This is a genomic window from Thermomonas fusca DSM 15424, assembly GCF_000423885.1.
In the GTDB taxonomy this organism is placed as follows: domain Bacteria; phylum Pseudomonadota; class Gammaproteobacteria; order Xanthomonadales; family Xanthomonadaceae; genus Thermomonas; species Thermomonas fusca.
Map to the genome: position 1 here is coordinate 122,601 of NZ_AUIV01000001.1, position 22,777 is coordinate 145,377.

Annotated in this window: 18 protein-coding genes and 1 riboswitch; of the genes, 6 read left to right on the forward strand and 12 right to left on the reverse strand. The window is 67.9% G+C overall.

Annotation, left to right across the window (positions count from 1 at the left end; all coding sequences use genetic code 11):
* Positions 1-53: 53 nt before the first annotated feature.
* Positions 54-2,306, reverse strand: a complete 2,253-nt coding sequence (locus G582_RS0100575; RefSeq protein WP_028838170.1) for a TonB-dependent receptor — start codon at positions 2,304-2,306, stop codon at positions 54-56.
* 155 nt (positions 2,307-2,461) lie between these two features.
* Between G582_RS0100575 and G582_RS0100580 the strand changes: the two genes are divergently transcribed.
* The 5 genes from G582_RS0100580 (at position 2,462) to G582_RS0100600 (ending at position 10,199) form a co-directional block, all read left to right on the forward strand.
* On the forward strand, positions 2,462-3,865 hold the full coding sequence (locus tag G582_RS0100580; RefSeq protein ID WP_028838171.1) for a GntP family permease: 1,404 nt from the start codon (positions 2,462-2,464) through the stop codon (positions 3,863-3,865).
* A gap of 43 nt (positions 3,866-3,908) precedes the next feature.
* Positions 3,909-5,207 carry a hypothetical protein gene (locus tag G582_RS0100585; protein ID WP_028838172.1) on the forward strand — a complete coding sequence of 433 codons (1,299 nt, stop codon included), beginning with the start codon at positions 3,909-3,911 and terminating at the stop codon, positions 5,205-5,207.
* 31 nt (positions 5,208-5,238) lie between these two features.
* Positions 5,239-6,345: a DNA polymerase IV gene (dinB, locus tag G582_RS0100590; RefSeq protein WP_282705135.1), complete on the forward strand. Its 1,107-nt coding sequence runs from the start codon at positions 5,239-5,241 to the stop codon at positions 6,343-6,345.
* An 87-nt stretch (positions 6,346-6,432) separates the two neighbouring features.
* Positions 6,433-7,644 carry a PGAP1-like alpha/beta domain-containing protein gene (locus G582_RS0100595; RefSeq protein ID WP_051246368.1) on the forward strand — a complete coding sequence of 404 codons (1,212 nt, stop codon included), beginning with the start codon at positions 6,433-6,435 and terminating at the stop codon, positions 7,642-7,644.
* 209 nt (positions 7,645-7,853) lie between these two features.
* Positions 7,854-10,199: a Tex family protein gene (locus G582_RS0100600; protein ID WP_028838175.1), complete on the forward strand. Its 2,346-nt coding sequence runs from the start codon at positions 7,854-7,856 to the stop codon at positions 10,197-10,199.
* A 13-nt stretch (positions 10,200-10,212) separates the two neighbouring features.
* On the opposite strand, the gene G582_RS0100605 is transcribed toward G582_RS0100600, so the two are convergent.
* From G582_RS0100605 to G582_RS14930, 5 genes are read right to left on the reverse strand one after another with little or no spacing between them, the layout of a single operon-like run.
* A complete protein-coding gene (locus G582_RS0100605) occupies positions 10,213-11,454 on the reverse strand; it encodes a serine hydrolase domain-containing protein (RefSeq protein WP_051246371.1) in 1,242 nt (413 codons plus the stop codon).
* A gap of 10 nt (positions 11,455-11,464) precedes the next feature.
* Positions 11,465-12,067, reverse strand: coding sequence for a mechanosensitive ion channel domain-containing protein (locus G582_RS0100610; RefSeq protein ID WP_028838177.1), 603 nt, complete (start codon positions 12,065-12,067; stop codon positions 11,465-11,467).
* 54 nt (positions 12,068-12,121) lie between these two features.
* Positions 12,122-12,769 carry an anaerobic ribonucleoside-triphosphate reductase activating protein gene (locus tag G582_RS14925; protein ID WP_246037207.1) on the reverse strand — a complete coding sequence of 216 codons (648 nt, stop codon included), beginning with the start codon at positions 12,767-12,769 and terminating at the stop codon, positions 12,122-12,124.
* Positions 12,770-12,783: 14 nt separating this feature from the next.
* Positions 12,784-12,984 (reverse strand): anaerobic ribonucleoside-triphosphate reductase, encoded by a 201-nt coding sequence (gene nrdD / locus G582_RS18535; RefSeq protein ID WP_028838178.1) that lies wholly within the window; start codon positions 12,982-12,984, stop codon positions 12,784-12,786.
* Positions 12,981-14,756 carry a ribonucleoside triphosphate reductase gene (locus tag G582_RS14930; RefSeq protein WP_051246374.1) on the reverse strand — a complete coding sequence of 592 codons (1,776 nt, stop codon included), beginning with the start codon at positions 14,754-14,756 and terminating at the stop codon, positions 12,981-12,983. Before G582_RS14930 ends, nrdD begins: the two co-directional genes overlap by 4 nt.
* Positions 14,757-14,856: 100 nt before the next feature.
* Here G582_RS14930 and G582_RS0100630 point away from each other — a divergent pair, with 100 nt between their 5' ends.
* Positions 14,857-15,042, forward strand: a complete 186-nt coding sequence (locus G582_RS0100630; RefSeq protein WP_028838179.1) for an oxidoreductase-like domain-containing protein — start codon at positions 14,857-14,859, stop codon at positions 15,040-15,042.
* A 54-nt stretch (positions 15,043-15,096) separates the two neighbouring features.
* Here G582_RS0100630 and G582_RS0100635 read toward each other — a convergent pair whose 3' ends face one another.
* The 6 genes from G582_RS0100635 to clpA all read right to left on the reverse strand — a co-directional run bounded on the left by G582_RS0100635 (position 15,097) and on the right by clpA (position 22,752).
* Positions 15,097-15,498, reverse strand: a complete 402-nt coding sequence (locus G582_RS0100635) for an acyl-CoA thioesterase (RefSeq protein ID WP_028838180.1) — start codon at positions 15,496-15,498, stop codon at positions 15,097-15,099.
* Positions 15,488-16,486, reverse strand: a complete 999-nt coding sequence (locus G582_RS0100640) for a ribonucleotide-diphosphate reductase subunit beta (protein ID WP_156880180.1) — start codon at positions 16,484-16,486, stop codon at positions 15,488-15,490. The genes G582_RS0100635 and G582_RS0100640 overlap by 11 nt, the downstream gene beginning before the upstream one ends.
* Before the next feature lie 14 nt (positions 16,487-16,500).
* Positions 16,501-18,900, reverse strand: a complete 2,400-nt coding sequence (locus G582_RS0100645; RefSeq protein ID WP_028838182.1) for a ribonucleoside-diphosphate reductase subunit alpha — start codon at positions 18,898-18,900, stop codon at positions 16,501-16,503.
* 181 nt (positions 18,901-19,081) lie between these two features.
* Positions 19,082-19,320: riboswitch (cobalamin riboswitch) on the reverse strand.
* A gap of 16 nt (positions 19,321-19,336) precedes the next feature.
* Positions 19,337-20,044 carry a 4'-phosphopantetheinyl transferase family protein gene (locus G582_RS17015; protein ID WP_051246377.1) on the reverse strand — a complete coding sequence of 236 codons (708 nt, stop codon included), beginning with the start codon at positions 20,042-20,044 and terminating at the stop codon, positions 19,337-19,339.
* A 66-nt stretch (positions 20,045-20,110) separates the two neighbouring features.
* Complete coding sequence (locus G582_RS0100655; RefSeq protein WP_028838183.1) at positions 20,111-20,437, reverse strand: hypothetical protein; 327 nt, start codon at positions 20,435-20,437, stop codon at positions 20,111-20,113.
* 35 nt (positions 20,438-20,472) lie between these two features.
* Entirely contained in the window at positions 20,473-22,752 is a 2,280-nt protein-coding gene (gene clpA / locus G582_RS0100660; RefSeq protein ID WP_028838184.1) for an ATP-dependent Clp protease ATP-binding subunit ClpA, read from the reverse strand.
* Positions 22,753-22,777: the final 25 nt, after the last annotated feature.

Here is a 22,777-nt window from a genome sequence, read left to right on the forward strand (position 1 = left end):
CGACGGCGGGCCGAAGCCCGCCGCCGTGCCGTCTCCACCGGGGGGTTACCGGATCAGAAGTCGTACTTCACGGTCAGGCTGTACTGGCGCGGCGGACCATAGAAACCGGTGTGCACGCCGAGCGCGGAATACAGGTTGTAGCCGGTGGTGAGGTATTCCTCGTCGGCCAGGTTGCTGCCCTGCAGGGATACCGTCCAGGCATCGTTGTACTTCCAGATCAGGCCGGCACCGATCAGGCCGTAGCCATCCTGGGTGATCGGCTGCACGGTCGCCTTGGTGACCGGGTCATAGACGACTTCGGTGGTTGCCACCACGCGGCTCTGGTAGCTGTAGCCCACCCGCGCGGACAGGCTGCCGGCGCCGCCCAGGTCCATGCGGTATTCGGCGTTCAGCGCGCCCGAGAAGTCCGGTGCGTTGGTGAACTCCTGCTGGTCGGCGATGTTGAAGCCCTTGAACATGTAGGTGTCGAACTTCGCGTCCAGCCAGGCCAGGTTGCCGGTGATCGTGAAGTTGTCGGTGGCCAGCCACTGGTACTCGACCTCGAGTCCTTCCACCGTGCCCTCACCCGCGTTGGTGAAGTCACCGAAGAACGCCTTGGTGTTCTGCGGCGTGGTGTACTCGGTGAAGATCGAAAGCTGGATGTCCTTGTACTTGTTGTGGAACGCCGACAGGTTCAGGAACAGCCGCTGGTCCAGCAAGCCCATCTTGGTGCCGACCTCGTAGCTGTCCACCTGCTCGTCCTGGAACGGGTCGGCGGAACGCGGCACCGCGGTGGCCTGCGCGCGGATGTTGTAGCCACCGGACTTGAAACCGCGGGACGCCACGCCGTACACCATGATGTCCGGCGTCACCTGATAGTCCATCGAGATCTTCGGCGACAGGTTCTTGAAGTTTATGGTCTTGTCGAACGCCGCCGCCACCACGCCGCTGGGCTTGCTGAAGGTGCCGTCGGTATAGCCGATGTTCTTGACCACCGCGTGCTTGTCTTCGGAGGTCCAGCGCAAGCCGAGGTCCACGCTGAACTTGTCGCTGACGTCGAAGGTCCAGTCGGCGTAGGCCGCCATGCTTTCGGTGTAGATCGTGCCCTGGGTGTCGCCGAAGGCCAGGTTGAAGAAGTTGTTCAGCACCTGGCCGCCGGCTTCGCCGTCGAACTTGTAGAAGCCGAATACGCCGCGCATGCGGCCGCCTGCGTCGTAGTTCGCCTGCACCTCATGAGTGACCTGCTCGTCGCTGTAGAACGCCTTGACGTCGGCAATCTTGTCCTGGGTGGTATCGAAGTCGATGTTGGTCTCTGTGTCCGACTCGCGCTTGGCCAGCACGTACTTGAACGTCCAATCGTCGTTCATGCGGAAATTCGCGGTGGCCGACGCGCCACTGAGGGTGGTGTCGTTGACGTTCGGCATGCCGTTGCGCACGTCGTAACGGCTCGCCATCGGCGCCTTCGGCCCGGTGCCACCGTACAGCGGGATCGAGTTGAACGGGTTGGGCGCCAGCATCTTCGCGCCGCGCACGCCGGAGGTGTCGTCGACATGGTCGAATGCGAACTGCAGGTCGAACTTGTCGGTGACGTACGCGCCCAGGTTGGCGCGGTACGCGCGGATCTTCTTGTCGCTTACCTGGGCGCCGGTAATGACGTTCTCGCCGAAGCCGTCACGATGCAGGTCGGCCACGGAAATGCGACCGCGCAGGTATTCGCTGCCGCCGAAGCCACCGCCCACCCCTGCCTTGATGTCGCGCTGGCCGTAGTTGCCCACCGTCACCGAGCCGTAGCCGTTGAAGTCGGAGCGCAGCCCCTTGGAGACGTACTTGATCGCGCCGCCGATGGTGTTCTTGCCGTACAGCGTGCCCTGCGGGCCGCGCAGGACTTCGATGCGCTCGACATCGAACACGTCCAGCAGCGCGCCCTGCGGGCGGGCGATGTAGACATCGTCCATGTAGATGCCGACGCCCGGGTCCACGCCCCACAGCGGATCGGACTGGCCGACACCGCGGATGTAGGCGGTGAGCGTGCTGCTGGAACCGCGTGCAGCGTAGATGGTGAGGTTCGGCACCTGCGCGTCGAGATCGGACAGGTCCTCCACGTTGAGCTTGTCCAGCGCGTCCGCGGTGAACGCGGTGACCGCCACCGGCACTTCCTGCAGGGTCTCCTCGCGCTTGCGCGCGGTGACCTTGACGCTTTCCAGCGTCGTGGTCTTCTGGCCGTCCTGCTTGGCCGCAGGGGCGTCTTGGGCCAGCGCGGGCGTGCCCACCAGCAGCGACACGGCCAGCGCGCCGTGGATCGCCATGCTCAATTGCTTGCGTTTCATCACTCCCCCTCCGGGTGCTGCAGGCGGCACGATTACCACCAATGCCCGGCAAGGTAAGCGGCAACGCTTCGCTGCGGCATTGGACGTTCGGACAATGGGCCGGCCCGGCCGCTGCCACGACACTCGCAGCCCTGAATCCGCCGCCGGGGATGGGCATGTCGTTTCTGATCGTGTTGGCCGCGCTGTGCTTCCTGATGCTGGTGGCCTACCGCGGCTACAGCGTGATCCTGTTCGCGCCGGTGGCGGCGCTGGGCGCGGTGTTGCTGACCGACCCCACGCTGGTGGCGCCGATGTTCACCGGCCTGTTCATGGACAAGATGGTCGGCTTCCTGAAACTGTATTTCCCGGTGTTCCTGCTGGGCGCGGTGTTCGGCAAGGTGATCGAACTGTCGGGCTTCTCCAAGGCCATCGTGCAGGCCACCATCCGCGTGGTCGGCGCGCAGCGGGCGATGCTGTCGATCGTGCTGGTGTGCGCGCTGCTGACCTACGGCGGGGTGTCGCTGTTCGTGGTGGTGTTCGCGGTGTATCCGTTCGCCGCGGAGCTGTTCCGCCAGAGCAACATCCCCAAGCGGCTGATCCCCGGCACGATTGCGCTGGGTGCGTTCACCTTCACCATGGACGCCCTGCCGGGCACGCCGCAGATCCAGAACATCATCCCCACCACCTTCTTCGGCACCGACACCTGGGCGGCGCCGGTGCTGGGCACGCTGGGCGGCGTCTTCATCCTGATCCTCGGCCTGTCCTACCTCGACTGGCGCCGGCGCGTGGCTGCGCGCAACGGCGAGGGCTATGGCGATGCGGCCATCCTGGTCAACGAGCCGGCCGCATTCGCCGGTGGCAAGCTGGCCAACCCGATGATCGCGATCCTGCCCCTGCTGGTGGTGGGCGTGGCCAACAAGCTGCTGACGCTGTGGATCCCCGGTCATTACGGCGACAGCGCCAGCTTCGTGCCGGCGGTGATCGGCAATCCCGCGCCGGTGGTGCAGGAAGTGTCCAAGGTCGCGGCGATCTGGGCGGTGGAAGGCGCGCTGCTGGCCGGTATTGCCTGCGTGCTGCTGTTCGCGTGGAAGCCGGTCAAGACCAGCTTCGCCGAAGGCAGCAAGTCGGCCATTTCCGGCGCGCTGCTGGCCGGGATGAACACCGCTTCGGAATACGGCTTCGGTGCGGTGATCGCCGCCCTGCCCGGCTTCCTGGTGGTCGCCAACGCCTTGGGCTCGATCCCGAACCCGCTGGTCAACGAAGCGGTGACGGTCACCGCACTGGCCGGCATCACCGGCAGCGCGTCGGGCGGCATGAGTATTGCCCTCGCGGCGATGGCCGATACCTTCATCGCCAATGCGAACGCCGCCGGCATCCCGATGGAAGTACTGCACCGGGTCGCGGCGATGGCCTCCGGCGGCATGGACACGCTGCCGCACAACGGCGCGGTGATTACCCTGCTGGCGGTCACCGGCCTCACCCACCGGCAGGCCTACAAGGACATCTTCGCCGTCACCTGCATCAAGACGCTGGCGGTGTTCATGGTGATCGGGCTGTTCTACGGTTTCGGGCTGGTCTGACCGGGCTTGCCAGCACCGCGCGTCGCCCGCACCATCGGCGGCCATGAGCGAACCCATCGAAGAAACGCGCCACCTGTCGCGCCGTACCACGCCCACCTGGGAAGTCGAACTGCTGATCTCCGGCGTGGCGGTGTTCGCCATGCTGCAGCTGCCGGGGTGGCTGGATGACCGGATGTTCGCGCTGGAGCCGCGGTTCGACGGCGATTGGTGGATAGTGCTGACACTGCTGTACTTCTACGCCAAGAGCGCGGCAGTGGTGTTGGCCACCACCTTCGCCGTGCACTTGTTCCTGCGTGCGCAATGGATCGCGTTGATCGGCGTGCATTCGGTCCATCCGCAAGGCATCCGGCTGGACCGGCTGAAGATGGGACCGATCCAGCGCGGCATCGAGGCGGCGCGGCTCGACAAGACCGGGGCGGCGATCGAGCGGGCCGACAATCGCTCAAGCGTGGTGTTCGCCGTCGGCGTCAGCGTGGCGCTGATCCTTGCCTTCGTCTGCATCACCATCGGTGCAATGCTGATCCTGGCCACGCTGGCAACCCAGGCCTTGGCCCTGCGAATCGAACCGGCCTGGCTGTTTTTCTGCGCGCTTGCAGCCCTGATGGTTCCGTACATGATCGCGGCCAGTCTTGACCAATATCTGCCCAGCCGGATCCGCCCGGATACCCGCTCCCATCGGCTCCTCACCCGCGTGCTGCGCTTCTACACCCGCATGGGCATGAGCCGCACGAACAACCGGATCATCGCCATCCTCGGCAGCAACGGCGGCGAACGCCGGATGATGGTCACGGTCTTCGGAGTGATGCTGGTCTCGATCATCGGCGTTTACGTCACGTACCTAGCCATGCGCAGCGACAATGCGATCGGCAGCTATGCCGGGTTCCCCGACGCCGATGCGCTGGCCGTCAACCCTGCGCATTACGACGACCAACGCGACCCCGCCCGCGACAACGTGCGCCCCTACCTGCAATCCGCCGTGATCATCGGGCCCTATCTGAAGCTGGTCGTGCCCTATCAGCCCCGTCGCGACGAGGCGGCGATGCGCGACCGATGTGGCAAGGAAACCCGGAAGCTGGCCGGCACCGAACTGGCAATGGCGCAACTGGCATGTCTGCAGGGCCTGCACCCGGCGACGCTGGACGGCAAGCCGCTCACCGACCTGCGCTACGAGATCGCCAGCGACCCGCGCACCGACCGCCCCGCCCTGCTGGCGATGATCGACGTGCGCGAGCTGCCGCGCGGCCGGCACGAGCTGCGCGTGGCCCGTCCGCCGCGCGCCGATCGCAAGCCGGACAAGGACAATCCCGATCCGCGCTTCGATGCGATCCCGTTCTGGCGCTGAGGTAACGCCGGCCGCGCACTAGAATCTGCGGGTGAGCGAAACCCCGCAGCGCAAGATCATCCACGTCGACATGGACGCGTTCTACGCGTCGGTGGAGCAGCGCGACGATCCATCACTGCGTGGCCTGCCGGTGGTGGTGGCATGGAAAGGCGCGCGCTCCGTGGTCTGCGCCGCCAGCTACGAGGCGCGCCGGTTCGGGGTGCGCTCGGCGATGCCGGCGCTGCGCGCCGAGCGGCTGTGCCCGCAGGCGGTGTTCGTGCCGCCGGACTTCACCCGCTACAAGGCGGTGTCGAAACAGGTGCGCGGTATTTTCGAGCGCTACACGGACCGGATCGAACCGCTGTCGCTGGACGAAGCCTATCTCGACGTCACCGTGCCCAAGCGCGACCTCGGCAGCGCCACCGCCATCGCCAGCGAAATCCGCGATGCGATCCGCGAGGAGACCAGCCTCACCGCCTCGGCGGGTATCGCACCCAACAAGTTCCTGGCCAAGATCGCCAGCGACTGGAACAAACCGGATGGCCAGTTCGTGCTCAAGCCGGCGCTGGTGGAGGCGTTCCTCGCACCGCTGGCGGTGGGACGCCTGCCGGGGGTCGGCAGGGTGATGGAAGCAAAACTGGCCGAACTGGGCGTGGCCACCTGCTCGGACCTGCGCGCGCTTGGCGCGGAGGCGCTGGAGACACGCTTCGGCCGCTGGGGCCGACGCCTGCACGAGCTGTCGCAGGGGTTCGATGAGCGCGCAGTACAGACCGGCCGTCCCACCCTGCAGATCTCCAGCGAAGACACTTTCGCCACCGACCTGCTGCTGGACGAGCTGGAGCCGCATATCCAGCGGTTGGCCACCAGCACCTGGGCCGGCTATCTGCGCGAACGCGCGCAGCACCCGGACCGCATCGCCCGCACCGTGGTGCTGAAGCTCAAGACCGCCGACTTCCGCACCCTCACCCGCAGCCTCACCGGCGCGGAGCCGCCAACCAGCGAGGGCGCACTGGCAAATACCGCCTGCGCCCTGCGCGCACGCGTCGGCCTGGCGGCCGGCACGCGCTACCGGCTGGCCGGGGTGGGCCTGTCCGGCTTCGCCGAACCCGACGGCAGCGCGGCCCAGGACGATCTGTTCCGCGGCCCGCAGCCGGGGTAATCCCCACCCAGCGCCCGCACGGCCACGGGTCCGTTCCCGCAGCCGGGTTGGAACTTTCACTCAGCTTGCCCGCGCTAGGGTGGAGGAATGGGCATCACCGCGCACACCGCCGGTTCCACCGGAAACCTCCCGCCGCCGCGGCTGGCGGAAGACCTGCGTGGGATCGCCCAGTTGCTGGTGCAAGCCGTGACTGCCACCACCGACCTCGCCGAAAACGTGCACGCCAACGTACTTGGCCTGCCTGCGCGCCTGCTTGGGGCAGAAGCGACAACGCGCACGCGCGGCATTGCCGGATTTGCCTACGGTGCCGTCCGCAGCGGCGCGTCGCTGCTGGGCGGCGCGGTGGACGGCGTGCTGGCGCCGCTGGCGGACCGCTGGCCGCAGGGCGCGGGGTCGGCGCGCCGCGATGCCTTGCTGGCCGCGCTCAATGGCGTGCTCGGCGACCAGCTCACCACCAACGGAAATCCATTGGCGCTGGCCGCATCGTTGCGCCATGCAGGCCAGACGTTGCCGATCGGCGAACCCCGCTGGGCCAGCGCCCTGTCATCGCCCTCGCCACGCCTGCTGGTGCAGGTCCACGGGCTGTGCATGAACGACCGGCAATGGCGCCGCAATGGCCACGACCACGGCGAGCAGCTGGCCGAAGCGCTTGGCTACACCGCCATCCACCTCCACTACAACAGCGGGCTGCCGATCGCGCGCAATGGGCGCACGTTCTCCGCACTGCTGCAGCAGCTGCTGGATGGCTGGCCGGTGCCGGTGGAGCGCTTCGCCATCCTCGGGCACAGCATGGGCGGGCTGGTGACACGCGCCGCGATGCACGAGGCCACGCTGCGCTCGCAGCCCTGGGTACAGCGGTTGGACCAGGTGGTGTTCCTCGGCACCCCCCACCACGGCGCACCGCTGGAGCGCGCCGGCCATTTGCTGGAACAGGCGCTCGGGCTGTCGGCGTGGACGGCGCCTTTCGTGCGCATCGGCGATCTGCGCAGCGCCGGCATCCGCGATCTGCGCCACGGCAGCATCAGCGACCTTCCGCTGCCTCCTCGCCAAACCCTCCCGCTGCCGGCCGGGATTCGTGCCTACGCAGTGGCGGGCTCCAGCGGGTCGAACACGCGGATCGGGCGCGCGCTGCGCGGCGACGGGCTGGTGCCTGTCGCCAGTGCACTCGGCGAGCATCGCGATCCGCGCCGGCGCCTGGCGATTGCCCCCACCCGCCAACGGGTGGTGGAGAACACCGGACATCTGGGCCTGCTCGACAGCCAGGAGGTCTACCTCCATCTGCGACGTTGGCTGGCGTAGCCCCGAACGGCGCCCATGCCCTGCGTTTGCGCCAGCAAAAGGTCCAGAGTGAAATTTTTCGCCAGACGAGATTCGGCTCAGCGCCTGCAGTCGGCGAAAAATTCGCGCCGCCCCCTTTCTCCTGACCCCTTTTGCCGCCTGTCAAGCTGTCGCGCACTGCTAGCGACGGCGACAATGGTTGCTTCGCTCCGCAGCCGCATCGACTTCGCATGAACGACATCTCCCCCGCCCTCGCCCGCAAGATCGCTTCCACGATCGCCGATGAAATCAACGCCCAGCCCGCGCAGGTGCAGGCGGCGGTGGGACTGCTGGACGAAGGCGCGACCGTGCCCTTCATCGCGCGCTACCGCAAGGAAGTGACCGGCGGGCTGGACGACACCCAGCTGCGCAATCTGGAAACCCGGCTGACCTACCTGCGCGAAATGGAAGACCGCCGCGCGGCGATCCTGTCCAGCATCATCGAGCAGGGCAAGCTGACCGACGAGCTGCGCGCCGACATCGAGGCCGCCGACAGCAAGTCGCGCCTCGAAGATCTGTACCTGCCGTACAAGCAGAAGCGCCGCACCCGCGCGCAGATCGCCCGCGAAGCGGGGCTTGCGCCGCTGGCCGACGGCCTGCTGGCCAACCCGGATCTGGTGCCGGAGGAATTCGCCGCCGGCTTCGTTGATGCCGACAAGGGCGTCGCCGATGCCAAGGCCGCGCTGGAAGGCGCGCGCGCGATCCTGATCGAACGCTGGGGCGAGGACGCCGCGCTGCTGGGCGAGTTGCGCAGCTGGCTGGAACGCGAGGGCCTGATCCGCGCCAAGGTGGTGGAAGGCAAGCAGCTGGCCGGCGAGAAGTTCCGCGACTATTTCGACCACGCGGAATCCCTGGCGAAGATTCCCTCGCACCGGCTGCTGGCGCTGCTGCGCGGCCGCCGCGAGGAATTCCTGCAGCTCGACCTCGACCCCGGCAGCGATGCCGAGGCCGGCCACCAGTACGCCGAGGGCCGCATCGCCCTGCACGCCGGCATCGACGCACGCGGCCGCGCCGCCGACACCTGGCTGCGCAACGCGGTGCGGCTGGCCTGGCGCGCCAAGATCCACATGCACCTGCTGCTGGACCTGTTCAACCAGGCGCGCGAGAAGGCCGAGGGCGAAGCCATCGCGGTGTTCGGCGACAACCTCAAGGACCTGCTGCTGTCCGCGCCCGCGGGCCCGAAGGCAGTGCTGGGTCTTGACCCCGGCCTGCGCACCGGCGTCAAGGTGGCGGTGGTGGACGCCACCGGCAAGCTGGTCGCCACCGACACCATCTATCCGCATGAACCGCGTCGCCAATGGGACCAATCGCTGACAACGCTGAAGAAGCTCTGCCTCGCCCACGGCGTGCAGCTGATCGCTATCGGCAACGGCACCGCATCGCGTGAGACCGACAAGCTGGCCGGCGACCTGCTCAAGCTGGTGCCGGAGCTGAAGGCGCAGAAGATCGTGGTGAGCGAAGCCGGCGCATCGGTGTACTCGGCCTCGGAACTGGCGGCGAAGGAGTTCCCGAACCTGGACGTGTCGCTGCGCGGCGCGGTTTCCATCGCCCGTCGCCTGCAGGACCCGCTGGCCGAGCTGGTGAAAATCGAACCCAAGGCGATTGGCGTCGGCCAGTACCAGCACGACGTCGACCAGTACCGCCTCGCGCGCGCACTGGATGCGCGGGTGGAGGACTGCGTGAACGCCGTCGGCGTGGACGTGAATACCGCCTCCGGCGCGCTTCTGGCGCGCGTCTCCGGGCTGTCCGCCACGGTGGCCGAGAACATCGTCGCGCACCGCGATGCCAATGGCGCGTTCAAGTCGCGCAAGGCGCTGCTGAAGGTGCCACGCCTCGGCGAGAAGACCTTCGAGCAGTGCGCCGGCTTCCTGCGCATCATGGACGGCGAGCAGCCGCTGGACGCCTCGTCGGTGCACCCGGAGGCCTATCCGGTGGTCGAACGCATCCTCGCGGCCGGCGGCAAGTCGGTGAAGCAGATCATCGGCGACACCGCATTCCTGCGCTCGCTCAAGGCTACGCAATTCACCGACGAGCGCTTCGGCGAACCCACCGTGCGCGACATCCTGAAAGAGCTGGAAAAGCCAGGCCGCGACCCGCGCCCGGAGTTCAAGGCCGCCACCTTCGCCGACGGCGTGGAGGACATTCGCGACCTCAAGCCCGGCATGGTGCTGGAAGGCGTGGTCAGCAACGTTGCCGCGTTCGGCGCGTTCGTGGACATCGGCGTGCACCAGGACGGACTGGTGCACATCTCCGCGCTGTCCGACCGCTACGTGAAAGACCCGCGCGAAGTGGTGAAGGCCGGCGACATCGTCAAGGTCAAGGTGCTGGAAGTGGACGTGGCGCGCAAGCGCATCGCGCTGACCCGGCGCATGGACGATCCCGTGGGCGAAGCCCGCACCGATGCACGTCGCGACGAGCGTCCTGCCCGTCGCGATGGCGGTGCCGCGCGTGGCCCGCACCCTGCCGCACCGGCACAGCAGAAGGCGCCCTTCAACAGTGCAATGGCCGATGCCCTGAAGGGCCTCAAGCGCGGCTGATCGCCGCACAAGGTCAGAGGTCGAACGCCAGCAGGTCCAATCCGGTCGCCGCGCGCACCACGCGGCGATACAGCACGTTGCCGTTGGCGGCATTGGTCATCGCCACCAGCGCGCGGCGCCGGCGCGCATCGCCCAGCGCGAAGGTCTTGAAGATGCCGCCGTTGCTGCCGGAGTGGTAGAACACCGGCCCACGCGCGGTGGCTTCGAGATTCCAGCCCAGGCCCTTCTCGGTCCAGCGGCCGGGCACGTCGATCTGCCGCCGCAGCATCGCCTCGCGGGTGGTGGGCTTCAGCTCCCATGGCTGCGGATCCGAGTGCACCATCAGCGCCATGAACCGCGCGTAGTCCTGCACGGTGCAGCGCAGGCTGGCCGCCGCATTGGCCAGGATGTCGCTGGGCCAACTCACCAGCCCCGGCCGCGCGACAGCCTGCGTCTCGGGCATCGCACGCCCCGCGTCGGCATAGCGCCACGCGGACAGCGGCTTGCCGATGCGATCCGCCAGCGGCAGAACCGTATTCCAGGCATCACGCAACATCTGCGGCGGCACCACGATTGCGCCATCGTCCGATTGCCGATGGCCGTACACCGACCGCGCTGCGAGGCTGGCATCCCAGCCGTAGCTGCTGTCGCGCATGCCGGCCGGCTCGAACAGCAGGCGATGCATGGTCTGGTCCAGGCTTTCGCCGGTGAGCTGCTCCACCGCCAGCTGCAGCCAGACGAAGGCCTCGCCGGAATAGTCGATGCGCGTGCCCGGCGCGACCGCGGGTTCGAGCGGTTCGTTGGCCGGGTCCTTGCGCCAGTCCGGCAGGCCGGTGGAATGGCGCAGCACGTCGCGCACGGTGATCTGCGCCAACCACGGCGATTTGCCCAGATACGCCGGCCTGGCGTAACCCATCAGCGGCGCGTCCAGTGCCAGCACGCCGCGGTCCACCAGTTGCAGCACCGCGTAGGCGAACATCGGCTTGCTCAGCGAGGCCGCCTCCCACACCGTGTCATCACCCACCGGCATGCCGCGTCCGGCATGCGCCAGGCCGAAGCCGCGCGACCATGCCAGCCCGCCGTCCTCGACCACCGCGATGGCGATGCCCGGCACGCCCAGCGCCTGCATCTGCCGCGGCAGCTCGCGCAGGAAATCGTCGGCAGGGATCCAGTCCGCATCCGCGTCGATGGTGGGCGCGGCGCGCAGGCCCAATGGCCCCAGCACCGACAGCGCCAGGCCGGAACCCAGCAGGCGGCGGCGCGAGATCGCGGGCATGGTCGGGTTCCTAGGGTTTGTCATCGCAGCGGCGCGCACCGCCGTCGGCCGCGCGCGGCGGCGGCGGCTCGCCGCTCCAGCGCCGCACCGCACGCTGGAAAAACTGGCTGTTGGGCACCCGCAGCTGGCTTTCGAAACCGTCGGCATGGCGCTCCAGCAGGGTCACGTAGACCAGGTTGATGTCGATCACTTGCCCGCCCAGGCCCGGCTTCTCGCCGTTGTCCAGCACTTCGATGTGGTCGAACAGGCGGAACGGGCGGGTCACCAGAATCAGGAACGAACAGAAAATGTTGGTGAGCACGCTCCAGGCGGCGAAGAACGCCACCGCCGCCACCGCGGCGAAGCCGGTGAACGCGCCCCACAGCACCCCGGCGGACACGCCGAAGCGCTCCAGCACCATCAGCAGCGCCGCCATCCCGATCAGGAACGTGGCCACCCGACGCGCGCCCATCACCACCATCGGCGGCAGCTCGTAACGCGCGGCCAGGCGTGCGATCAGCCGCCGCACCAGCCAGCGCAATGCCCACGCCGCCAGCAGGATCGCCAGCACCTGCAGCGCCACCACGACGTATTCGATCCTGGACTGCATCCAGGCGGACAGGGATTCCTCCATGTCGCCATGTTACCCGCGCGCCAGCCCGTCCCGGCGCTGCTGGGAACGCGGGATTCAGCCGCGACGGAAACAGAAGCGCTCGAACCCCGCACCCAGCCGCTGCAGGTCCAGCGTGGCTTCCGCCACCAGCCCGCGCCCTTCCTCGCGGCATTCCTGCAGCGCCCAGTGACGCACGCCGCGCGCGAACAGGTCTTCCGCCAAGCCATACAGCGCCGGCAGCGGGAACAGCCCCGGATGCCAGGTGGTCCGGCATTCGTAAGCCACGCCGCTGGCCAGCACCGCCTCCAGCGCCTCGCCCACCGGACGCGCGCTGTCGCGGCGGCCGGTCACCGCGTCGTAATGCGCGTCGGGCGCCTTGATGTCCAGCCCGATCCAGTCCAGCTGCGGCAGCAGCTGGCGCAGGCGTGCCGGATACATGCCGCCGGTATGCAGGCCGACCTGGTAGCCCATCGCCTTCACCTGCGCGATGGCGTCGGGCAGCGCGGCCTGTGAGGTCGGTTCGCCGCCGGAGAACACCACCGCGTCGAGCAGGCCGACGCGGCGGTGCAGGAACGCTTCGGCCTGCGCCCAGGCAACCCCGCCCTGCCCACGCGCCGGCAGCAGTTCGGGGTTGTGGCAGTAGCCGCAGCGCCAGGGACAGCCCTGCAGGTACAACACCGCCGCCAGCCGACCGGGGAAGTCGATGCTGGTCAGCGGCGTCATCCCGCCGACGCGGATCATGCGGCGGCGGCGGCCAGGGTGGCGCGCGGGCGTTCGCTGAAGAAGCAGCGCTCGGCGTGCTCGCCCTGCTTGCCGATGTTGAAGCTGGACACCGGGCGGTGGTAACCCATCACCCGGGTCCACACTTCGCAGCGCTGGCGGTCTTCGTTGCGCAGCGAAGCGGCGGCGGATATTGCGGAATTGGCGATGTTGTTCATGCGGAAATCTCCTCGTGGAACGTGACGTCGGTAATGGTCGGCGCGGCGGCCGCCTGCAGTTCCGCCAGCAGCCGCTCGTCGCAGCGCGGGCAGAATTCGTGCTCGCCCGCCAGGTAGCCGTGCTCCGGGCAGATCGAGAAAGTTGGCGTGATCGTGATGTAGGGCAGGCGGAAGCGGCTCAGCGCGCGCCGCACCAGGTCGCGGCAGGCATCGCCGCTGGACAGGCGTTCGCCCATGTACAGGTGCAGCACGGTGCCGCCGGTGTAGCGCGACTGCAGCGCTTCCTGCCGCTCCAGCGCTTCGAACGGGTCGTCGGTGAAGCCCACCGGCAGCTGCGAGGAATTGGTGTAGTAAGGACGGTCGCGGCTGCCCGCCTGCAGGATGTCCGGCCAGCGGCGGCGGTCCTCCTTGGCGAAGCGGTAGGTGGTGCCTTCGGCCGGCGTGGCTTCGAGGTTGTAGAGCTGGCCGGTGGCTTCCTGGAACTCCACCATCCGCGCACGAACGTGGTCGAGCAGGCGCAGGGCGAAGGCATGGCCCCACTCGCTGGTCAGGTCGTGCGCATCGGAGGTGAAGTTGCGGACCATCTCGTTGATGCCGTTCACCCCCAGCGTCGAGAAATGGTTGCGCAGGGTGCCGAGGTAGCGCTTGGTGTACGGGTACAGGCCGTCGTCGATCAGCTGCTGGATGGTGGTGCGCTTGATCTCCAGGCTGCGCCGGCCCAGCTCCAGCAGCTCGTCCAGCCGAGCGAACAGCCCGGCCTCATCGCCGCGGTGCAGGTAGCCCAGCCGCGCGCAGTTGACCGTCACCACGCCCAGGCTGCCGGTCTGCTCGGCGCTGCCGAACAGGCCGTTGCCGCGCTTGAGCAGCTCGCGCAGATCGAGCTGCAGGCGGCAGCACATCGAGCGGATCATCCCCGGGTCCAGCTCGGAATTGATGAAGTTCTGGAAGTACGGCAGGCCGTATTTCGCGGTCATGTCGAACAACAGCCGCGCGTTTTCCGACTCCCACGGGAAGTCGGCGGTGATGTTGTAGGTGGGGATCGGGAAGGTGAACACCCGGCCGCGCGCGTCGCCCGCGCTCATCACCTCGATGTAGGCGCGGTTGATCAGGTCCATCTCCGCCTGCAGCTCGCCGTAGGTGAACGGCATCTCCTCGCCGCCGATGAACGGGGTCTGGTGGCGCAGGTCGGCGGGACAGATCCAGTCGAAGGTGAGGTTGGTGAACGGCGTCTGCGTGCCCCAGCGCGAGGGCACGTTGAGGTTGAAGATCAGCTCCTGGATGCACTGGCGCACGTCGTCGTAGGACAGCGCGTCCTTGCGCACGAACGGCGCCATGTAGGTGTCGAACGAGGAGAACGCCTGCGCGCCCGCCCATTCGTTCTGCAGGGTGCCGAGGAAGTTGACGATCTGCCCGACCGCCGACGACAGATGCCTGGGCGGGCCGGCCTCGACCTTGTTGGGCACGCCGTTGAAGCCTTCGTACAGCAGCGTGCGCAGCGACCAGCCAGCGCAGTAGCCGGAGAGCATGTCGAGGTCGTGGATGTGCAGGTCGGCCTCGCGATGGGCGCGGCCGATCTCCGGCGGATAGATCTTCTCCAGCCAGTAATTGGCGGTCACCTTGCCGGCGACGTTGAGGATCAGCCCGCCCAGCGAATAGCCCTGGTTGGCGTTGGCATTGACCCGCCAGTCCGCGCGGGTCAGGTATTCCTCGACCGAGCTGACCGGATCGACCAGGCTGCGCCCGGCCATGGCTGTGGAACTGCTTGGTTGCATCGTCCTCTCCTTGAACTTGCGACAAATTGATTTGCGGAAAGCACCGGCCAGCGCCACCGGCTCATTTCCGCCTCATGCACGGGCATGGATAATTGCGGCCATGCCGATTCCCCTGCCCCGCCTCGATCCCGATCCGCGCCCGCAGCCGCCGGAAGCGCCGCTGCCCAGCGACTGCTGCGACAGCGGTTGCGATCCCTGCGTCAACGACACCTACGCCGAAGCGCTGGCGCATTACCGGCAGACGCTGGCGGCGTGGCTGGCCCGCCATCCCGACGCCCACCGATAGGCGCGCCGCGGCGGCGCGCTGCTTCCCGCGCGATCTGGCGCTCGCGGCGCGCTGCTACGGCGGGTGCTCGGACAGTGCCGGGATCCCGGTCGGCCGCCCGCGCCCGTCCAGCGCGATCATCGTGAAGCGCCCGCGCGTGCACAGCTCGCGCTCGCCGCCCAGCAGGTCCTCGGCGATCAGCTCCACCTCCACCTGCATCGAACTGCGGCCGACCTCGACGATCCGCGCCAGCACTTCCACCAGCTGGCCCTGGCGGATCGGCAGGCGGAAATCCACCTGCTCCGAACGCGCCGTCACCACCGTCCGCCGCGCGTAGCGCGAGGCGGCGATGAACGCGGCCTTGTCCATCCACGCCAGCGCCTGCCCGCCGAACAGCGTGCCCAGGTGGTTGGCATGGTCGGGGAAGACGATCTCCTGCAGCTTCGCCTCGAGCGGACGCACCGGGTCAGAAGGCATGGTCGAACTCCACCTCGCCCTGCACCCCGACCTGGTAGGCGGACACCCGGCGCTCGAAGAAATTGGTCAGCTCCTGCACGTCCTGCAATTCCATGAACGGCAGCGGATTGCGCACGTGGTACTGCCTGGCCATGCCGAGCTTGGCGAAATGCTGGTCGGCGCAGTGCTGCAGGTACTGGCGCATGTCGCGGATCGAAATGCCGGCCACGCCGCCGGACAGCACGTCCTCGGCAAATTGCACCTCGCATTCGATGGCCTCGGCGAGCATGTCGCGCACCTGCCGCTCCATCTCATCGTCGAACAGGTCCGGCTCCTCGGCGCGGATGGTGCGCACGCATTCGAAGGCGAAGTCCATGTGGCAGCTTTCGTCGCGGAACACCCAGTTGGTGCCGGACGACAGTCCCGGCAGCAGGCCGCGCGAACGGAAGTAGTAGACATAGGCGAAGGCGGCGAAGAAGAACAGGCCCTCGATGCAGGCGGCGAAGCAGATCTGGTTGAGCAGGAACTGGCGGCGCTGCGCGCGGGTCTCGATGCGCTGCAGGCCTTGCAGCGAGTCGATCCACCTGAAGCAGAACTCGGCCTTCTTGCGGATCGCCGGGATGTTCTCCACCGCCGCGAACGCCTTGAAGCGCTCCTCCGGGTCGGGCAGGTAGTTGTCCAGCAACGTCAGGTAGAACTGTACGTGCAGCGCCTCCTCGTACAGCTGGCGCGACAGGTACATGCGCGCTTCCGGCGCATTGAGGTGCTGGTACAGGTTCAGCACCAGGTTGTTGGAGACGATGGAGTCGCCGGTGGCGAAGAACGCCACCAGCCGGTGGATCAGGTGGCGGTCGGCCGGCGACATCTTCGAATGCAAATCGGCGATGTCGATCTGGAAGTTGATCTCGTCCACCGTCCAGCTGTTGCGGATGGCGTTGCGGTACATCTCGTAGAAGCCCGGGTAGCGCATCGGGCGCAAGGTCAGCTCGAAGCCGGGATCGAGCAGCATCTGCGGGGCGGCGCTCACTGGCAGGCCTCGCAGGCTTCCGGATTCTCCAGCGAACAGGCCACCGCCTGCGCCGGCGCGATGCCGGATACGGTGGTCTTGGCGATCTTCGTCGCCGGGCGCGAACGCAGGTAATAGCAGGTCTTGATGCCCCGTTTCCACGCGTACATGTACATGGACGACAGCGCGCCGATGTTCGGGCTTTCCATGAACAGGTTGAGCGAGGCGGACTGGTCGATGAAGGCGCCGCGCTCGGCGGCCATGTCGATCAGGCTGCGCATCGGCAGCTCCCACACGGTGCGGTAGACGTGGCGCAGGGTTTCCGGGATCTGCGCGAGGTTCTGGATCGAGCCGTCGGCCAGCTTGATCGCGTCGCGCATCTCCGGCGTCCACAGGCCCAGCTGCTTCAATTCGGCGACCAGGTAGCGGTTGACCTGCAGGAAGTCGCCGGACAGCGTCTCGCGTTTGAACAGGTTGGACACCTGGGGCTCCACGCATTCGTAGCAGCCGGCGATGGAGGCGATGGTCGCGGTCGGGGCGATGGCGATCAGCAGGGAATTGCGCAGGCCGTGCTGCTGGATGCGCGCGCGCAAGGCATCCCAGCGCGCGGCGTTGTCGGGAGTGACATCCCACGCATCGAACTGCAGCTCGCCGACGGACGCGCGGGTGTCGGCGAACGAGGCGTGCGCGCCGCGCTCAACGGCCAGCTCGCAGGACGCGTCCAGCGCGTGGAAATAGATCTCCTCGGCGATCTTCCTCGACAGCGCGCGGGCGGCTTCGGAGTCGAACGCCAAGCGCATGCGGAAGAACACGTCCTGCAGGCCCATGCAGCCCAGCCCCACCGGCCGCCAACGCAGGTTGCCGCGGCGGGCCGGTTCGATCGGATAGAAATTGAGGTCGATCACCCGGTCGAGCTGGCGCACCGCCAACCGCACGGTTTCGGCCAATTTCTCGAAATCGAAATCGCCATGCGCGTCCAGGTGGTGCGCGAGGTTGATCGAGCCGAGGTTGCACACCGCCGTTTCCTCGGCGCTGGTGACCTCCAGGATCTCGGTGCACAGGTTGGACAGGTGGATGACGTTGTGCGGGCGCAGGGTCTGGTTGCCGGCGCGGTTGCACTTGTCCTTGAAGGTCATCCAGCCGTTGCCGGTCTCGGCCAGTGTGCGCATCATCCGCGCGTACAGCTTGCGCGCCGGGATCGTGCGCGCCGCCCGGCCCTGCGCCTCGGCCTGCAGGTAGGCGCGCTCGAAATCCGCGCCGTGCAGGTCGGTGAACTCCGGCACCACGTGCGGATCGAACAGCGACCAGTCTTGGCCAGCCTCCACCCGCTGCATGAACAGGTCCGGCACCCAGTTGGCGAGGTTGAGATTGTGGGTGCGGCGCGCCTCGTCGCCGGCGCTGTCGCGCAGTTCAAGGAAGTCCTCGATGTCGGCATGCCAGGTTTCCAGGTAGACGCAGGCTGCGCCCTTGCGCTTGCCGCCCTGGTTGACCGCCGCCACCGACGAATCCAGGGTCTTCAGCCACGGAACAATGCCGTTGGAATGGCCGTTGGTGGAACGGATCAGCGAGCCGCGCGAACGCACCCGCGAATAACTCACGCCGATCCCGCCGCTGAACTTCGACAGCTGGGCGATCTCGCCGTAGCGCGCGTAGATCGACTCCAGCGAATCCTGCGGAGAATCCAGCAGGAAGCACGACGACAGCTGCTCATGGCGGGTGCCGGCGTTGAACAGGGTCGGGCTGGACGGCAGGTAGTCCAGGTGGCCCAGCCGCTGGTACAGCGCCAACGCTTCCGGCACGTCCTCGCTCAAGGCGCTGGCGATGCGCAGGAAGAACTGCTGCGGTGTCTCGATCACCTTGCGGGTGTGCGGGTGGCGCAGCAGGTAACGGTCGTACAGGGTGCGCAGGCCGAAATAGTCGAAACCCAGGTCCAGCGCCGGGTCGATGGCATCGTTGAGCTTGCGCGCGTTGGCCTGTACGAAGCCGAGCAGGCGGTCGTTGATCAGGCCCACTTCGTGGCCGCGGCCAACCGACTGCGAGAACGCGTGGATCTCCTGCCCGGAGACTTCCTTGGCGATGCAGCCGGCCAGCAGGCGCGCGGCCAGCCGGCCGTATTCGGGTTCCTCGCCGATCAGCAGCGCGGCGGTGCGGATCGACAGCTCGTCCAGCTCCTGCGTGGTGGCGCCGTCGTACAGGCCGGAAATGGTGCGGGTGGCCACGCGCATCGGATCGACCGCATGCAGGCCTTCGCAGCAGCGCTGGACGGCGCGCACGATCTTGTTGAGATCGACCGGCTCGGTGCTGCCGTTGCGCTTGGTCACCGCCATGGCGGTGGCGGTGGGTGGCGGGGTGAGGTCGAACGCGGGCGCGGCGGCCGGGGCTTCGGCGGGCGCTTCGGCAATCAAGGTCTGTGACATCTGGCGTCTCCATGCGGATGCACGGGCCCGGCCTGTCCCTCGCAGGCGCGGATGGCATCGGAAACGTCAGGGTGGAAGCGCGGTGTCGCACGGCCTGCGATCCGGCACGGCCTGCGTGCACGGCGACCCTGCTGCACCAGCCATCTCCCCCCGGAGATTCTTCGGCCGGCACCGCGCGGCGTGCTTCGCGCGGCTGTCGGCAGGTCTTCGGACTCGTGGATGTGGCGGGCCATGGGCCCGGCCGCCTTGGTCGCCGCTTCCCAGGGCCACCGCCCCAGTGCGAATCGCGACTTCGTCTCCACCTACCGCTGCGGGGCAGTGCCGGGATTGGCGCGCCATTCCGAAAGAATGCACGCCGCACCGGCTTCCCTTTTCATCCGACAGGTTGTGCCCGCCAGAACCGACGACCCCAAGATAAGGGGGATGCCGCAGCCGGTCAATCCTGACCCTGCGAGTTCCCGACGCTCTCGGTGAAGTGCCAGCAGGCCGGCGACCCGGCCACGCCTTCGATCCGCTCCAGCCGCGTTCCGGGCGTCAGCGCCAGCGCCAGCGCGCCATTGCCGAAGCGCCAACCGAACGCTTCCGCAGCGGCCGGGCTGGCAGGCCGCGCAGTGAGCGCGCGCGCGGCGCGGGGTTGCAGGCCCGCGCCGCTACGCTTGCCGTGCGCCTCCTTCAACGTCCACAGCGCGTGGAAGACGTCGGCGCGCATCGCCGGGTCCGCGGCTTCTACGCGCTCGCATTCCTCCGGTGAGAACACGAAGCGCGCGAGCGCGTTCCAGTCGCGCACGCGCCGCGGCAGTTCGATATCCACGCCTACCGGCGCGCCGGCCAGCGCCAGTGCCAGCCAGTCGCCGCTGTGGCTCAGCGACACCTGCAGCGGCGCGGCATCGCCATCCACCCGCAGCAGCGGCCGGCCATCCGCGTACGCGTCCAGCGCAATCCGGCCCACGTCCAGCTGCAGCCACTGCGCCGCCAGCGCGCGCGCCTGCCAGTGTCCGGCCAAGAATGTGTCGCGCCGCGACGGCGAGGTGATCGCCTGCAGGCGCTGGCGCTCGGCGTCGCTCAGCCAGTCCCGCCCCTGCGCGCCCGCTTCGGCGGCGGCCACGGCAATGGGCAGCAGGTGCAGGCGGGCGGCGGGATGCATCGGAGGAAGGCGCTGGATATCAGCCGGCGCCGCGCAGCGCGGGTCGGGCGAAGCCTGTGGCGTTCATCACGAAGCCGGGCCGATCCGGACCGTGGCGTCGCGCTCACGTGCGCCCCTTGCCGCGAGGCAGGTCACCGGCACGTCTTCGCCCCCTGCCCGGATCTTGCCTTCCGCATGCAGGGTGTTGCCGCTTTCGAAGTGGCGGCCGGTCCACTGGTAGGTGGTGACGCCCTGCCCGGCGTAATGGGCGCGCGCCTCCTGTTCGCACCAGGGCAGCAACTGGCTGGCGGCGGCGAACACGATCTCGTGCTCCGGGTGCTGCACCGGCCTGTCGCTGCCGGCGGAGGAAGCGCCCGCAAACGCGAGGGCGAAGACGGCGACCATGGTGCGCATGCGACCTCCTGCGTTGATGTGATGCCCTCGCCGCGTCAGGCCAGCATCGCCGGCAGCAGCTTCTCGGGTTCGGCCTGCACGTCCAGCACCAGCTCGCCGTCCACCGCGTCCAGCGCCACCCGGCCGCCCTCGACCAGCTTGCCGAACAGCAGTTCGTCGGCCAGCGGGCGCTTGATCTTGTCCTGGATCAGCCGCGCCATCGGGCGCGCGCCCATCAGCGGGTCGAAGCCCTGCTGGCCCAGCCATTCGCGCGCGGCCGCGGTGGCAGTCATGGTCACCTGCTTCTCGTGCAGCAGCGCTTCCAGCTCGATCAGGAACTTGTCCACCACCCGCAGGATGTGCTCGAAGCCCAGCGCCTGGAACTGGACCACCGCGTCCAGCCGGTTGCGGAACTCGGGGGTGAAGCCACGACGGATCGCCTCCATCGCATCCGGGCTGTGGTCCTGCTTGGTGAAGCCGATGCTGCGCCGCGCCGCCTGGGTGGCGCCGGCATTGGTGGTCATCACCACGATCACGTTGCGGAAATTGGCTTCGCGGCCGTTGGTGTCGGTCAGCGTGCCGCGGTCCATGACCTGCAGCAGGATGTTGAAGATGTCCGGGTGTGCCTTTTCGATCTCGTCCAGCAATAGCACGCAGTGCGGTGTCTTGACGATCTTCTCGGTCAACAGGCCACCCTGGTCGAAGCCCACGTAGCCGGGAGGCGCGCCGATCAGGCGGCTCACCGAATGCGGCTCCATGTATTCGCTCATGTCGAAGCGGATCAGCTCGATCCCCAGCTGCATCGCCAGCTGGCGGGTGACCTCGGTCTTGCCCACGCCGGTGGGACCGGCGAACAGGAAGTTGCCGATCGGCTTGTCGGGGTTGCCGAGACCGCTGCGCGCCAGCTTGATCGCGCTGGCTAGCGTCTCGATGGCCGGGTCCTGGCCGAAGATCACCATCTTCAGGTTGCGCTCCAGGTGCTGCAGCACGTCCTTGTCGGAGGCGCTGACCTGCTTGGCCGGGATGCGCGCCATCTTGGCGACGATGGTCTCGATTTCCTCCACGTCGATCAGCTGCTTGCGCGCTTCCACCGGCAGCAGCCGCTGGCGCGCGCCGGCCTCGTCGATCACGTCGATCGCCTTGTCCGGCAGCAGGCGGTCGCCGATGTGCTTGACCGACAGGTCCACCGCGGCGCGGATCGCCTCGTCGGCATAGGCCACGTCGTGGTGCGCTTCGTACTTCGGCTTCAGGCCCTTCAGGATCTCGACGGCCTCGCCCACGGTGGGCTCGACGATGTCGATCTTCTGGAAGCGCCGCGCCAGCGCGCGGTCCTTCTCGAACACGCCGCGGTATTCCTGGAAGGTGGTGGAACCGATGCAGCGCAGCTCGCCGTTGGCCAGCACCGGCTTGATCAGGTTGGAGGCGTCCATGGTGCCGCCACTGGAAGCGCCGGCGCCGATGATGGTGTGGATCTCGTCGATGAACAGGATCGCTTCCGGCTGTTTCTTCAGCGCCGCCAGCACGCCCTTCAGGCGCTTCTCGAAATCGCCGCGGTACTTGGTGCCCGCCACCAGCGCGCCGAGGTCCAGCGAATAGATCACCGCCCCGGCCAGCACGTCCGGCACCTCGCCATCGACGATCCGCTTGGCCAGCCCTTCCGCCAGCGCGGTCTTGCCGACGCCGGATTCGCCCACGTACAGCGGATTGTTCTTGCGCCGGCGGCACAGCACCTGGATGGTGCGCTCGATTTCCTCGGCGCGGCCCACCAGCGGATCGATGCGGCCGGCGCGCGCGGCTTCGTTGAGGTTGCTGGCGAACTCGGTGAGCGGATCGCCCTTGCCCTCGCCTTCGCCGGCCTCGCCCTTGCCTTCGCTGTCCTGCGCGGACTGGCTGGGCTCGTCCTCGTTGCGGGCGATGCCGTGCGACAGGTAATTGACCACGTCCAGCCGGTGCACGTCCTGTTGATTGAGGAAATACACCGCGTGCGAGTCTTTTTCACCGAAGATCGCCACCAGCACGTTGGCGCCGGTCACTTCCTTCTTGCCCGAGGACTGCACGTGGTAGACCGCGCGCTGCAGCACGCGCTGGAAGCCGAGGGTGGGCTGGGTGTCGCGGCCGTCGTCGTCGGCGAAGCGGCTGACCGACACCTCGATGGCGTTGTCCAGCTCGTCGCGCAGGCGCGGCATGTCCGCGCCCACCGCGCGCAGCACCGCTTCGGCGGAGGGGTTGTCCAGCAACGCCAGCAGCAGGTGCTCCACCGTCATGAACTCGTAGCGCGCCTCGCGGGTGCGCTTGTAGCACTGGCCGATGGTTTGCTCGAGATCCTTGCTGAACATGAAAACCTGCCTTCGGTTACGTCAG